The organism is Methylobacillus methanolivorans, assembly GCF_044751345.1.
GTDB classification, from domain to species: domain Bacteria; phylum Pseudomonadota; class Gammaproteobacteria; order Burkholderiales; family Methylophilaceae; genus Methylobacillus; species Methylobacillus methanolivorans.
The window spans coordinates 1,986,435-2,000,568 of record NZ_JBIWXY010000001.1 but is presented as its reverse complement, the minus strand read 5'-3'; the positions used below and the strand labels follow the sequence as shown (position 1 = coordinate 2,000,568).

The 14,134-nt window shown below is 52.8% G+C and carries 15 protein-coding genes; 12 read left to right on the top strand and 3 right to left on the bottom strand.

The genetic code is table 11. The features are described from left to right. The 7 genes from ACIKP9_RS09505 (at position 1) to ACIKP9_RS09475 (ending at position 5,027) form a co-directional block, all read left to right on the top strand. Positions 1–615: a hypothetical protein gene (locus ACIKP9_RS09505; protein ID WP_400881772.1), complete on the top strand. Its 615-nt coding sequence runs from the start codon at positions 1–3 to the stop codon at positions 613–615. Next, complete coding sequence (locus ACIKP9_RS09500) at positions 612–1,094, top strand: hypothetical protein (RefSeq protein WP_400881770.1); 483 nt, start codon at positions 612–614, stop codon at positions 1,092–1,094. Before ACIKP9_RS09505 ends, ACIKP9_RS09500 begins: the two co-directional genes overlap by 4 nt. Positions 1,095–1,105: 11 nt before the next feature. Beyond that, positions 1,106–2,815: a hypothetical protein gene (locus tag ACIKP9_RS09495; RefSeq protein ID WP_400881768.1), complete on the top strand. Its 1,710-nt coding sequence runs from the start codon at positions 1,106–1,108 to the stop codon at positions 2,813–2,815. Then, on the top strand, positions 2,812–3,498 hold the full coding sequence (locus ACIKP9_RS09490; RefSeq protein ID WP_400881766.1) for a type II secretion system protein: 687 nt from the start codon (positions 2,812–2,814) through the stop codon (positions 3,496–3,498). Before ACIKP9_RS09495 ends, ACIKP9_RS09490 begins: the two co-directional genes overlap by 4 nt. Positions 3,499–3,600: 102 nt before the next feature. Continuing rightward, a complete protein-coding gene (locus tag ACIKP9_RS09485) occupies positions 3,601–3,840 on the top strand; it encodes a FitA-like ribbon-helix-helix domain-containing protein (protein WP_400881764.1) in 240 nt (79 codons plus the stop codon). 3 nt (positions 3,841–3,843) lie between these two features. Beyond that, positions 3,844–4,281, top strand: coding sequence for a type II toxin-antitoxin system VapC family toxin (locus tag ACIKP9_RS09480; RefSeq protein WP_400881762.1), 438 nt, complete (start codon positions 3,844–3,846; stop codon positions 4,279–4,281). Further along, a complete protein-coding gene (locus tag ACIKP9_RS09475) occupies positions 4,278–5,027 on the top strand; it encodes a HesA/MoeB/ThiF family protein (protein ID WP_400881760.1) in 750 nt (249 codons plus the stop codon). Before ACIKP9_RS09480 ends, ACIKP9_RS09475 begins: the two co-directional genes overlap by 4 nt. Before the next feature lie 6 nt (positions 5,028–5,033). On the opposite strand, the gene ACIKP9_RS09470 is transcribed toward ACIKP9_RS09475, so the two are convergent. Together ACIKP9_RS09470 and ACIKP9_RS09465 are read right to left on the bottom strand one after the other, a co-directional pair. Further along, complete coding sequence (locus ACIKP9_RS09470) at positions 5,034–5,882, bottom strand: SPFH domain-containing protein (protein ID WP_400881758.1); 849 nt, start codon at positions 5,880–5,882, stop codon at positions 5,034–5,036. A gap of 18 nt (positions 5,883–5,900) precedes the next feature. Next, positions 5,901–6,443, bottom strand: a complete 543-nt coding sequence (locus ACIKP9_RS09465) for an NfeD family protein (protein WP_400881756.1) — start codon at positions 6,441–6,443, stop codon at positions 5,901–5,903. Positions 6,444–6,493: 50 nt separating this feature from the next. On the opposite strand from ACIKP9_RS09465, the gene ACIKP9_RS09460 reads away from it, so the two are divergent. The 3 genes from ACIKP9_RS09460 (at position 6,494) to ACIKP9_RS09450 (ending at position 8,733) form a co-directional block, all read left to right on the top strand. Continuing rightward, the gene (locus tag ACIKP9_RS09460; RefSeq protein WP_400881754.1) at positions 6,494–7,132 is read left to right on the top strand and encodes a PEP-CTERM sorting domain-containing protein; all 639 of its coding nucleotides are present in this window, start codon (positions 6,494–6,496) and stop codon (positions 7,130–7,132) included. 115 nt (positions 7,133–7,247) lie between these two features. Next, positions 7,248–7,814, top strand: coding sequence for a LemA family protein (locus ACIKP9_RS09455; RefSeq protein ID WP_400881752.1), 567 nt, complete (start codon positions 7,248–7,250; stop codon positions 7,812–7,814). A gap of 22 nt (positions 7,815–7,836) precedes the next feature. Continuing rightward, positions 7,837–8,733, top strand: a complete 897-nt coding sequence (locus tag ACIKP9_RS09450) for a hypothetical protein (RefSeq protein ID WP_400881750.1) — start codon at positions 7,837–7,839, stop codon at positions 8,731–8,733. Positions 8,734–8,795: 62 nt separating this feature from the next. On the opposite strand, the gene ACIKP9_RS09445 is transcribed toward ACIKP9_RS09450, so the two are convergent. After that, a complete protein-coding gene (locus ACIKP9_RS09445; protein ID WP_400881748.1) occupies positions 8,796–10,211 on the bottom strand; it encodes an esterase-like activity of phytase family protein in 1,416 nt (471 codons plus the stop codon). A gap of 152 nt (positions 10,212–10,363) precedes the next feature. Between ACIKP9_RS09445 and ACIKP9_RS09440 the strand changes: the two genes are divergently transcribed. Together ACIKP9_RS09440 and ACIKP9_RS09435 are read left to right on the top strand one after the other, a co-directional pair. Beyond that, the gene (locus ACIKP9_RS09440; protein ID WP_400881746.1) at positions 10,364–13,198 is read left to right on the top strand and encodes a valine--tRNA ligase; all 2,835 of its coding nucleotides are present in this window, start codon (positions 10,364–10,366) and stop codon (positions 13,196–13,198) included. A gap of 33 nt (positions 13,199–13,231) precedes the next feature. Then, positions 13,232–14,134 (top strand): bestrophin family protein, encoded by a 903-nt coding sequence (locus ACIKP9_RS09435; RefSeq protein ID WP_400881744.1) that lies wholly within the window; start codon positions 13,232–13,234, stop codon positions 14,132–14,134.

Below are 14,134 nucleotides of genomic sequence, written 5' to 3'. Positions count from 1 at the left end.
ATGAAGCTGAGTCGACAGGATTGGCACAGGCTGGCACTGCCCTTGTTGGCATTGTTGGTCGCCATGGTATTTGCTATCGGCATTGTGACCTATGCGCAGATTTATCGTGAGGAGGTTGGGCAGCGGCTGCAACAGCAGCAAAACCAATTGATGCAGGCGCGCTCGCGCTTATTATCATCAGACCAGGAGCGGGATAACATCATGCGCTACCTGCCGGTGTACCAACGCCTGATTCACCAAGGATTTATTGGCGAGGAGCGCCGCATTGAGTGGGTAGATGCCCTGCGCAATATCCATCAGTCCGAGCGCTTGTTTGGCATCAAATACAGCATAGGTGCTCAAGCGCCTTATCAACCAGGCTTTATTGGCAATACCGCACCTTTTACCTTGTATCGCTCCATCATGAAGCTGGAGCTGCCCTTGCTGCATGAGGGCGATATGCTCGCGCTGCTAGATGGCCTCAAGCATCAACAGAGCACACCTTTCCTGGTGCGGGATTGCACGATCACCCGTAACGGCATGGCGGCAACGACGACATTAACGCCAGTCGCGACCATGTCATGCGATATTGATTGGCTGACTTTACACGAATCAAGCACAGGAACCACGCCATGATGCGAGTGCTCTTGATGGCCCTGTTATTGGTGACACATGCCAGCATGGCCGCAGAGCCATTGGGGCGTTTGTTCACTACGCCACTTGAGCGAAGCAACCTGGAGAAATTACGCCAGAGCCAACGTGGGCAACTGCTGGAGCAAGCTTCCCAACCTGAGGCAGCAGATAACATGCCAGCCACGGTGCCATTACCCCCACCAGATTTGAGTGTTCAAGGCTATGTAAAGCGAAGTGATGGTGGCAAGGGCACAGTCTGGATCAATCACCAGCCCTTGCAGGAAGGCAGCAACAATGGCCAGGTACAGGTGGGTACAGTGAATCAACAAGGCGTACCGCTGACTGTGCATGAAAATGGGCAGCATGTGCGCCTCAAGGCAGGACAAGTATTCAATCCCGAAACCGGACAGATCATCGAGCGTAATGTGCATACAACGCCTGGCGTACCTACCAGCCCGGCTGAGCAAGGCGTGATTCGCTAGGTGTGGGCGTGATGCCGTTTGACAATCACTCTCTTCACCATCGCAGCCAGCAAGGAGCCGCTTTGTTGCTGGCGATATTTATTATTGGTCTGGCAGCAACGGCTTATGTTGTGCATGCCGCTACACAGGCGGCTACCAGGCAAGCTCGAGCGGAGCAAGCTGACTACTTATTGTCGGCAGCAAAAGATAGCTTGCTGGGATTTGTACTTGCTAATGCTACTTCTGGTATGCCTTATCCTGATGTGTTATCAGAGGTGCCGCCAAATTATGATGGTTTGACTGAAGGCGGGTGCTTGGATTCTGCAAAAGCCAATGGTTTGCCCCTCATACAGACGGGGATCACTATGCGTTGCTTGGGGCGCCTGCCATGGAAAACGATAGGATTGCCAGTGGATGTTGCGCCACAACATGATCCATTGGGAGCCATGCCATGGTATGCAGTCTCCGCAAATTTAATTGATTTGACATGTCTCAAGGCATTGAATTCAGGAGTCTTGGAGCGGCAATATAATGGTATTCGAGATTGCTCAGGCCGTGATTTGCCCTATCCTTGGCTTGTAGTAAGAGATAGTCATGGCAATGTAATCAGTGATCGAGTGGCATTTATCGTTATTGTGCCAGGGAGTCCCTTAGGCAACCAAAAGCGGGAGGCATCAGTGCTGCCTGGTTCAGAGGCATACCTTGATAAACTGACAGTACTGAATGGATGCGCACAACCTTGCATCCCGGGGACTTATAGTAATGCTGATTGGGACAATGATTTTGTCGTAGGCGATGCGTTGAATTTGCCGCAGGTGAATGACAGGGTCTTGTTTGTCACCATAGAGGATGTCGTGCGGCAACTGGAAAGACGGGCAGCAGGCGAAGCACGAAAGGCCTTGCAACAGTATTATCGGGAGCATGGTAGGTACCCAGACGCGGCCCAGCTTGGGGCTACAAAGAACTATAGCTGCCAAGCTGGCTTAGCCGTTGGGTTTTTACCGATTGATACGCCAACAGTATGTCGTTATCAACACAACAGTCAGGATAACACCTGGGAAATGCAGTGCAGTTTCAGGGACGTTGATCTGATAAGGTTTACTCGAGACTCAGGCAAGTTCAGTAGTAGTTCAAATGATTGCAAGACGAATGGAAATGCGACTTGTTCGTGCAATGGAAATGGAAGGTGCGGTACGCAATTTTCGTGTAATAGTAAAGGGTTTTGTACTGCCAAAGTTGCTGGAGTCTTCTCACTAGAGGGGAGTCGTTTCACTGAGAGAACGGGAGTATGCGAGTTAACAAGAGCTGCAACATTGTCTGCTGGTTGCCATAACACGGATGCCATTATTAGTTGTAAAACTCAGCAAAGTGAGGCAGTAGGTACTGCTGCATACAGTACGACTGGCATGGTCTGTGTGGATCCACCCCTAAACGTGTCAGATTGGTTCCGAGAGAATAATTGGCAAGATTACATTTACTATGATAAATCTGCAGGGTTGACCATAGGGGCGTTAGCTGCAGATGCTGTGTTGATTAGTGTTGGTAAGGCAATTGCTTCACCTCCATTTGCACCATCTAAATTATCACCACAGTCTCGTCCCTCTTGTGATGCACAAGCTGCAAACGACTATTTGGATAGCCAAGAAAATGTCAATGGGGATACAAAGTATGATGCAGTGAACTCTCCCCGTTCCGTTCAATACAATGACCAGATGTTTGTGATCACTAGACCATTGCCATGATCCACTTCTACAAACTGCGAATGCAAGGCTTTTCTCTGGTGGAAATGGCTGTCGTCTTGGTGATTTTAGGCTTGGTCATGGTTGCATTTATTTCTCCGCTTAGTATGCAACATGAGATACGGAATATTGAGGGAACAAGAGCGTCATTGCGTCAGATTAATGAAGCTATTCATGGGTTTGTTATATTGAATGGGCGGCTCCCATGTCCTACTACTCAACCTGATCCTCTTGATGCTACATACGGAGAAGAGGATTGTTCTTTTTCAGGTGCTGAAGGATTTCTACCGTGGAAAACTCTGGGGGTTAATGCCACTGATGAGTGGGGTACGCCAAGGCGAACAGCGACGGAGTCATGGAATGGTCATTGGAGGTATCGTCGTGATGCCAATTTCGGAACAAATGCATTATTTCAAGCCAACATTCTTTCAACATCATCTTCAGTTTTTATAAATGCCTTAATGGTTAGAAATAGTTCAGGGGTTATGTTGACCTCTGAAACAGAAAGGCCGATAGCAATTATATATTCTACAGGGCGCGATTTACTCCCGAATGGACTTAATGCAGAAGTAGACAGCTCATATGAGAGTGATGTGAGTTCTCCAGTATTTGATGATGTTTTGATTTGGATTACCCGTCCTAGTTTGGTCAATAGATTAGTAGCTGCTGGTAGATTGACACAATAAATGACAGCACTTTTCCTATGAGGCTAGGTTATTGATCAATTGCTAGTGAGCGATTAACTGACTAAAATGATTGCATTGCAATCATTTTCCGCGAGGTGCCAGATGGCAAGTTTAACCATACGAAACCTAGATGACGCTTTAAAAACTAAGTTGCGTTTGCAGGCAGCTGAGCATGGATGGTCTATGGAGCAGGAGGCGCGGGAAATCTTGCGACGAGCGGTGAGTGCGCCTAGTACGGAGTTGGGTTTTGCGGACAAGATTCGACAGCGGTTTGCTGGGCTTGAGGGTGAGTTGGAGATTCCTGCGCGACAAACGGTGCGCCAGATTTCGCTGGAAGATTAAGCTATGCAACGTGGTTTTATGCTGGATACAAATGTGTTGTCTGAGTTGATCCGTGCCAAGCCTGATGCGCAAGTGCTGGCTTGGTTTGCGGACAAGCAACAGGCGCAGCTATATACCAGCAGCATTACACAGGCTGAAATGTTGTTGGGCGTTGCTTTACTGCCGTTAGGAAAGCGACGGGAAGCGTTGGCACAGGCCGTCATGAATATGTTTGATGAAGACTTCAGTGGCAATTGCATGCCTTTTGATCATCGTGCTGCACAGGAATATGCCTTGCTGGTTGCATCGCGCCAAGCGGATGGGATGCCTATCAGCACGGAAGATGCCCAGATCGCTGCGATAGCGATGTGTAATGCTTGTGTGCTGGTCACACGTAATACTAAAGACTTCTCCAACATCAAAGGATTGGCGCTGATCAATCCTTGGCTGAGTGTTTCATGAACGACAACCAATTACTTCGCTACAGCCGCCATATCCTCCTGCCGCAAATCAGTTATGAAGGGCAGGAGCAGCTCGTTAACAGTCATGCCCTGGTGATAGGGGCAGGTGGCCTGGGCTCACCCGTAGCGCTTTATCTCGCTGCGGGTGGTGTGGGCAAGCTCACGATCTGCGATTTTGATGAGGTGGACCTTACCAACCTGCAACGGCAAATCATTCATACTACGGCTGCTGTGGGACGCAATAAGGCGCAGTCGGCTGCCGATACGATTGCAGGCATTAATCCAGAGGTGACAGTGCATGCCGTGCAGCAGCGTGTGGATGTCGCCAGCCTGCGTGAATTGGTGCAGGCGGCGGATGTAGTGATTGATTGTACGGATAACTTTACGGTGCGCTACGCGGTCAACCAGGTGTGCGTCGAGCTAGGCAAGCCCTTGGTGTCGGGTGCCGCGATTGGTTTTGAGGGGCAGGTGACGGTGTTTGATATGCGCCATGAGGATAGCCCTTGCTATCACTGCCTGTTTCCCAATCTCGGTGGCGATGAAGGCTTACGCTGTGCCGAGAATGGCGTGTTTGCGCCGTTGGTGGGCATGATAGGCACTACCCAGGCGGCAGAGGCGATGAAGTTGCTGCTGGGCCTGGGCAGGAGCTTGCAGGGCAGGCTGCTGTTGCTGGATACCATCAATATGGAGTGGCGCAGCCTCAAGCTGGCAAAAGACCCGACCTGCCCGGTTTGCCAGCCCAAATAAGGCGCGTTATTTACTGCTGCCACCTACCAGTGCTTTGACCGCACTGACAACATCTCCCGGCATCACCACAATCTTGCTGTTGTTGGCATTGGACATGCGCTGTAATGCCTGGATGTAACGGTCACCCAACAGGAAGGTGGCCGAGGTGTCGTTTTGTTGTACGGCTTGGGCAATCAGGCGGATAGACTCTGCCGAAGCCTCTGCTGCCACTTTTTGCGCTTCAGCATCTTTTCTCGCGGCTTCCAGGCGTGCCTCGGCATTGAGGATAAGCGATTGCTTGTCGCCTTCGGCGCGTGTCACCACGGCAACGCGTTCGCGCTCGGCTGAGGCTTGCTGCTCCATGGCATTTTGCATATTCGCTGAGGGCTTGATGTCCTGGATTTCAACTGACTTCACTGTCAGGCCCCAGTCTGAGGCTTCGTCGGCAATGGCTGTTTTCAATTCGGTCTTGATGCGCTCGCGCGAGGTGAGGGCTTCATTCAAATCCATGCCGCCGATGATGGAGCGCAGGTTGGTTTGCACCATGTTGCGCATGGCTTCGCGAAAATCCTCAATGCCATAGACCGCACGCTCGATATTGGTGACCTTGATGAAAGCCAAGGCATTGGCGAGGATGACGGCATTATCCTTGGTGATCACGTCTTGCTCGGGTACGTCGAGAATGATGTCCTTGGTGGTGACTTTGTAGGTCACCTTGCTGAAAATCGGGTTGATGATGTGCAGGCCGGGTGTGATGACCGCATTGAATTTCCCCAGGCGCTCCACCACCCATTCTTCGCCTTGCGGCACGATGCGTATGCCTTTCCAGGCCAGTACGGCGGCTGCCGCTATCAATACAAATGCAAATTCGAACATGGTCTCTCCTCAGAGTTATTATGGTTGGGTTCTTTTGCTTACGCGCAGGCGGTTGCCTTCCACGGCGACAATCACCGCTTCGTTGCCTGCCTCGATTTCTTCATTCGCGATGGCAATCCACTGGCGACTGCCCAGCACGCCTTGGGCAAACTCGATTTGGCCGTTTTGCCGTGGGCTTACAGCGGCAGTGATGACGCCGATGCGGCCAATTTCATCGCCGCGTGATTGCCCGATATTGGAATCATTGTGTTCGCGGCGGTAGAACTGCTTCCAGATCACGAGCGAGCCGAGGGAAAGCACGGCAAACAGCAGCAGTTGCCAGGCAGTCCCTAGGCTGGGCATCAGGTAGGTGAGCAAGGCCAGGCAAAGGGCGGCAATGCCAAACCACAGTATGTACAGCGTGCCGGTGAGCATTTCCAGTGCGATCAGCGCCAAGCCGAGTATGGCCCATATCCAGAGTGGTTCCAGCATCTTGTGTCGATCCCGTTCAATATTCAGTACGCCATCGTACCAGAACTTTATGCGCGACTTCTGGCCATGCAGCGGGGGGGAATTTTTCAAGCACGAGGTTGAAGCTTGAGCATTATTTTTTCAACATCAAGGAGGTCGTGATGAAATTTCCCGTATTGGGTTTTGTGTTGACGTTAGCATTTGCACCCGCTGTACATGCCGCGACTACCATCAGTACGTTAGATCAATGGGATGGCGATGTTTCGCCATTCGGTACGCCGGATACTGCAACCTATGGCCAGACGATCACCATTGGCGAACAGGCGCAGGTTCTGGAATCCTTCTCTTTTATCCTCACCGAGCTGAATACACCATTCACTATTGAGGTCGGCACCTGGACCGGCTCGCGGGTCGGCGAAATTCTCTACCAATCCGATCCATTCCGTTTCAGTGCTGCCAGCGAATATACCGAAATCACGGCATATCCTTCGGTGACTTTGAATGCCAATAGTGAATATGTGCTGTATTTCACTACCTCCGGTATTCAGGGCAGTGGTGAAAATACCAATGCATGGGGATTTGCGCCGGATACAGCCTATGGCGGCGGTACCTTCGTTTACCTAAACAATGGCAACGATCGTAGCCAGTTGACCGGGGCTGCATGGAATACCACCCTGGGTGGCGACTTGGCGTTTACTGCAACCCTGGCGCCGGTGCCGGAGCCTAGCGCTTATGGCGTCATGCTGCTGGGTCTGGCTCTGGTCGGGTTTGCTGCGCGGCGTAATCGATCAAGCGCATAATCTCCGTTTAACTAACACCTAGGAAAGAAGGCCAGCATTGCTGGCCTTTTTGTTGGCTAAGATTGCGCTCACGAGAAAAGGCAGATTACACTGCCAGCAAAAAAGGGGAGGGAATATGCAGATTTTCTTGCTGGTGGTACTGGTGGTGGCAGTCGTGTATTTCATCATGGTCTATAACGGCCTGGTGGTTCTCAAGAATAATGTAGAAAAAGCCTGGGCCAATATCGATGTGTTACTCAAGCAGCGTCACGATGAATTGCCCAAGCTGGTAGATACCTGTAAGCAATATATGCAGCATGAGCAGGACACCTTGCAAAAGGTGATTCAGGCTCGCTCGCGTGTTGCCGAAGCGCGTGAATTGCATGATGTGGTGGCATTGGGTGCCGCTGAGAGCGCACTGCGCAGCGGCTTGGAGGCATTGTTTGCCGTGGCGGAATCCTACCCGGAGCTGAAAGCCAATGAGCAGTTCCTGCATTTGCAGGCGCGTATCAGCAGCCTGGAGAACGCGATCGCCGACCGGCGCGAGTTCTATAACGACAGCGTCAATCTGCATAATGTACGTATTGCCCAGTTTCCTGATTTACTGGTCGCCCGCCCGCTGGGCTTCCAGCGCCAGGCCTTATTGCGTTTTGCCAAGAGCGAATTGCAGGACGTGGATATTGCCAAGCGGTTCAACCAATAACGTACTGCTGTAACTCCTGTTTATGTTGCGGTGCTGGCGCCAGCATTACGTCGATTTGCTGACTTCTGTCAGTCATCTGGCATTGTTGCTGATCGGCATCCAGTTTGGCCGGCCCGATGTGTGGCAATGGTGCTTGGGGCTAGTGGCGTTGGTGAGTGGCTTGGCATGGGTCGCTAATTATCGGCGTGTGCGAGCCATTGCCGATTTACCTACTTCTCGCATCAATTCGGCCGCGCAAGGCTATGTCGAGTTATATGGCCGTGCGCTGACTGATCCCGAGCACTTGATCGTCAGCCCATTTTCAGCTTTACGCTGTGTCTGGTATCGCTATAAGGTCTATCGCAAGCATGGTCATCATGGTTGGCGCCTGGAGCATCAAGGCGTGAGCCATGAGACATTCATCATGACGGACGGCAACGGCCAGTGCTTTGTTGACCCTGATCATGCGGAAGTGATGGGGGCAGAGCGCAGAGTGACCTACCAGGCAGATTACAAGCGGGTGGAGGAGATACTCTTTGGCGGGTCAATTTACGTACTGGGCGAATTGACCACAGTGGGCGGTGCCAATACGCCGCTTAATCCACGCGAGGATGTTTCGGCCCTGCTGGCAGAGTGGAAGCAGGATAAAGCCAATCTACTGCAACGCTTTGACCTGGATGGCAATGGCGAGATCGACCTGAAGGAATGGGAGCTGGCGCGCCGCGCTGCTGCTCGTGAGGTAGAGAAACAGCATCGCGAGTGGCGGGCAACGGCGGGAGTGCATGTCATCCGGGCACCTGCAGATGGCCGTATATTCTTGCTTTCCAGCCTTTCCCCACAACGCCTGCGGCAGCAGTACCAATGCTGGAGCTGGGTGCATCTGCTGATATTGATCGTCGCGATAGGTGCATTCTTCTGGGTGGGTGAGCATCCTTGGTAGCTGCCGCAAATAAAAAGCCCTTGCATCGGCAAGGGCTGGTAGCGATAGAACGCTGAGTACTGTTAAGACTGCATTGAGCGGCGGCGTGTCACAAAACCAATCACGCCCAGCCCAGCCAGCAACATCGCGTAGCTATCGGCTTCTGGCACTGCAGCGATGAAGGCCTGGTTGACAAAGCCAGTAGTGGTGCCCAGGTCAGCATCGGTGAATTTGAATACAAAAAACTTGTTATCACCTGCTTCTGCAATGAAGTCGTTGTCGTTGCCCACATACAGGGTATGGTAGGTCAGGCCATTTTCGATGATGTCTGCACCGAAGGCCATGCCTTCAAGCTTGGATGGGATATTGCTGGCCGTGATGCCCGCTGCGGTGAAACTGCTCTTCAAATCCAGGAACAAGGTTTTCTGCACGGCATACGGCAGCAGGTTGGCTTCGCCACTCAGGTTCAAGGTGCTGATGTCGGTAGCGCCTGCCAGGTCAATCTTGTAGATACGCTTGACGTCAGCCTTGGAGCCATCACCCAGACCCTTGCCATCGCGCTCCAGCACCAAGAACTCATGGTCATTCACCGCCAGGATTTCACTGCTGTTGTAGGTCTTGTTTTTATCCGTGAGCAGGTTGTCATACACAAACTGCTTGGTGGCACCAGTGGCAGTGTCGATGGTAACGATGCGATTGATACGGCCACCGTCGCCACCATCCTGCAGTAGCGGGCCTTGCTCAAAGCCAACCAGTGTTTTGCCATTAGGGGTAATCGCCAGGCCTTCCATGCCTTTGTTGGCAAGACGTCCAGCACTGTTGCCGCTGATTTCCAGTGCGCCTTGGCTGCTCAGGTTGTTGGCTGCGAATGCGGAAGGCAGGCTGTAGACATTGGTGCGCTCGCCAGTGGCGCGGTTGAATTGATAAACATAAGGGCCGTATTCATCTGAGATGTAAACGCTTTTGCCATCATTGGAAACACGGATGGCTTCAGGGTCTAGCCGGGCATTGTTGCTGTTCAGCGAGTTGCCTGCGGCAAAGTTGTCAGAGCGTCCGCTGAAATAATATTTGCCTGCGGTGTTGATGCTGGGCGTGACAGCGCCATAGTTTAGCGCTGTGCTGCTATAAAGCAGGGTGGTGCTGGTCAAGGTGGGGGTCAGCGAATAATTGTAGACGCCGCCTGTCACGGTTGCGCTCAGGTTCAATGTCACCGTGTTGAAGCGAGGGATGTACGAAGTGGTGTTGTCTACTGCGGCGTTCCAATTAGTTGCATTCGGGCCACGATCCGGCAAGGCCAGGAAGGTATTGCCGCCAGCCCAGGCCAGGCCTGAACTCATGCCACCGAGAATATTGGCGGCTACACCGCTTTCCAGTGTGCCGGTCAGGTCGGATAAATCCGCACCGGAAATGGAGCCGGTGGCGATAAAAACAGGGGCCGCATGGGCGTTGTGGAAGGCCATTGCCAAGGCCATGGCAATCAGCGAGTGTTTCAATGTCATTGTGAGATCTCCGGTACAGGTGCCTTGTTGGTGGTGCTACTGTCGGCGCTTAATCTAGTGTGTTCCCGTGACAATCCGATGACTGGGCGGCCTATGGTTTTCTTGGGTTTTTTCAGAAATCAAACATGGTCGATATGCTAGAATTGCGCGCTATGAATACAGACGCACAAGCCAACGAGAGCACACTCGCTAAATCCTTTGAACCCAAGCACATAGAAAGCCGCTGGTACCAATTTTGGGAAGACCGTGGTTACTATGCAGCGGGCTTGGATTCCTCTAAACAAGACAATTTCTGCATCCTGTTGCCGCCACCCAATGTGACCGGTACGCTGCACATGGGTCATGGTTTCAACCAGACCATCATGGATGCGTTGACGCGTTATCACCGCATGCGTGGCGACAATACATTGTGGCAGCCGGGCACTGACCATGCCGGGATTGCAACGCAGATTGTCGTTGAGCGCCAACTCGATGCGCAGGGTGTCAGCCGCCACGACCTTGGTCGCGACAAGTTCCTGGAGAAAGTCTGGGAGTGGAAGGAATACTCCGGCGGCAGCATTACCAAGCAAATGCGCCGCTTGGGTACTTCGCCTGATTGGAGCCGTGAGCGCTTCACCATGGATGAGGGATTGTCCAAGACTGTCACTGAGACGTTTGTGCGTCTCTACAATGAGGGCCTGATTTATCGCGGCAAGCGCCTGGTGAACTGGGATCCCAAGTTGCATACCGCTGTTTCCGATCTCGAAGTGATCTCTGAGGAAGAAGACGGTTCACTTTGGCATATCCGTTATCCATTGGCCGATGGCAATGGCGAACTGACGGTAGCGACGACGCGCCCCGAAACCATGCTGGGCGACGTTGCGGTGATGGTGCATCCCGAGGATGAGCGCTACGCCCACCTGATTGGCAAGCAAGTGAAGCTGCCTTTGTGTGACCGTGAAATCCCGGTCATTGCCGATGATTATGTTGACCGTGAGTTTGGCACTGGCGTGGTCAAGGTCACACCAGCGCATGACTTCAATGACTATGCCGTGGGCCAGCGCCATCAACTGCCGATGATCAGTATTCTTACGCTGGATGGCCATATCAACGATGCCGCTCCAGCGCAATATCAGGGCCTGGAGCGTTTTGCTGCGCGTAAGCAAATCGTTGCTGACCTCGAGGCCCAAGGTTTCCTGGTCAAGGTGGATAAGCACAAGCTCAAGGTGCCGCGCGGCGACCGTACCAATGTCGTGATTGAGCCGATGTTGACCGATCAGTGGTTTGTGGCGATGAGCAAGCCGGGCGCAGATGGTCAGAGCATCACCGAAAAAGCACTGGAAGTGGTTGCCAATGGCGAAATCCGCTTCGTGCCGGAAAACTGGGTGAATACCTATAACCAGTGGCTGAATAACATCCAGGATTGGTGTATTTCGCGCCAGCTATGGTGGGGTCACCAGATTCCAGCCTGGTATAGCGACGATGGCAAGGTGTATGTCGCGCATAACGAAACCGAGGCGATCCAACTCGCTGCCAACGATGGTTATCGTGGCAACTTGAAGCGTGACTCCGATGTGCTGGATACTTGGTACTCCGCTGCCTTGTGGCCATTCTCTACATTGGACTGGACCGGTGACGAGGCGCAAGACCAGGCTAACCAGGCGTTGCAGCAATTCCTGCCATCTTCCGTGTTGGTGACTGGTTTCGACATCATCTTCTTCTGGGTAGCGCGCATGGTGATGATGACCAAGCACATTACCGGCAAGATCCCGTTCAAGGATGTCTATGTTCATGGCCTGATCCGCGATGCGGAAGGCCAGAAAATGTCCAAGTCCAAGGGCAATGTGCTTGACCCGATCGACCTGATCGACGGCATAGGCATTGAAGAGCTGGTGAAGAAGCGCACGACTGGCCTGATGAACCCCAAGCAGGCCGAGCAGATCGAGAAGCGTACACGCAAGGAATTCCCCGAAGGTATTGCTGCATTTGGTACTGATGCTTTGCGTTTCACCTTTGCTTCGTTGGCTTCGCCCGGGCGTGATATCAAGTTTGACTTGCAACGCTGCGAAGGTTACCGCAACTTCTGCAACAAGCTGTGGAATGCTACCCGCTTCGTGTTGATGAACACCGAGGGCAAGGATTGCGGTCTGGAAGATTGCAAGACACAACCAGAAGGCTACCTGGATTTTTCACCAGCGGACCGCTGGGTCGTGAGCCTGTTGCAACGTGTTGAGGCGGATATTGAGCGGGGTTTTGCCGAATATCGTTTTGATAATGTCGCGCAAGCCATTTACAAGTTCGTCTGGGATGAATACTGCGACTGGTATCTGGAGCTGGCCAAGGTGCAATTGCAGAATGGCGACGAGGCCCAACAGCGCGCCACGCGCCGCACCTTGCTGCGCGTGCTGGAAACCATCCTGCGCTTGGCGCACCCCTTGATGCCGTTCATTACCGAGGAAATCTGGCAGACCATAGGCCCGATGTCTGGCCGCACTGGCCCCAGCATCATGCTGGAGCAATATCCGGTGACCCAGCCAGCCAAGCTGGATGAGCAATCCGAAGCCTGGGTTGCTCTGCTGAAGGAGTCGGTAGATGCCTGCCGTAGTCTGCGTGGTGAGATGGGTGTATCACCTGCTACTCGTGTTCCCTTGATTGCGGCTGGTGATCAGGAAAAGCTGGCAGCGTATGCGCCACATCTGAAAGCCTTGGCTAAACTGTCTGAGGTCGAGATTGTCGCCGAGTTGCCAGAGGCCGATGCACCTGTGGCACTGGCAGGTGATTTCAAGCTCATGCTTAAAATCGAGATTGACGTAGCTGCCGAGAAAGAGCGCTTGAGCAAGGAAATCAGCCGCATCGATGCCGAGATGACCAAGGCACAAGCCAAGCTGGGCAACGAAAGCTTTGTAGCGCGTGCGCCGGCAGCGGTGGTTGAGCAGGAAAAAGCCCGGCTGGCGGCATTTAGCGATACGCTCGCCAAATTGCAGGCCCAGCTTGCCAAGCTGAAATAAACCTCACCCGGGTCGGGATAACAGGAGAAGTTCATGATCACTCATCCACAAAATCCCAGCGCCCGGGTACTGCTGTTTTCGCTTAAAGGCTCAATTATCCCCAGCATCTGGCGCAAGGTGCTGTTTACGACAGTGCTGAGCTCGCTGGTGGTGGCGACCCACGGCACGCTTTATCACTACAAAGTCACGCTGACTGCTACCCCTTTCACCTTGTGGGGCCTGACGCTGGCAATTTTCCTTGGTTTTCGTAATAGTGTGGCCTACCAACGCTTCTGGGAAGCACGCACGTTATGGGGCGAATTGCTGATTAGCGCCCGTAATCTCACACGCCAAGTGCAGCAGTTTTTTCCGCAACTGGATCGCGAAGAGCGTTTATATCTGCTGCAACCGTTGTTGGCGTACCCGTATGCGATGCGAAATTTTTTGCGCGACGTTATATATGAAAATACCAATCGGATTGCAGACGATGAGGTGAAGCGGCAACTTCATGCACCATCGTTGATGCTGGCCACCTTGGGAAAGCGCGTGACGGAGTATGCCCGTTTATCCAAGCTGGACCCTATCATGCTGGCGCAGATGGATACCCAGATCAACCAGCTATCGCATGTGCTGGGTGGGTGTGAGCGCATCAAGAGCACGCCGATTCCTTACCCTTACATCTTGATGCTGCATCGCGTGGTGCATGTGTATTGCTTCCTGCTACCGTTCTGCCTGGTGGATAGCATCGGTTGGCTTACCCCCGTGGCGGTATGTATCCTGGCTTATACCTTCTTTGGGTTGGATGCCTTGGGCGACCAAATATCAGACCCTTTCGGCACCGAGCCTAACGATCTGCCGCTGGATGCCATGAGCCGCAATATCGAGATTGCTGTGCTGGAAATGCTGGATGAGCCCTTGCCGCCTGCATTGCAGGCGCAAGAAGGTGTGTTGTTATAG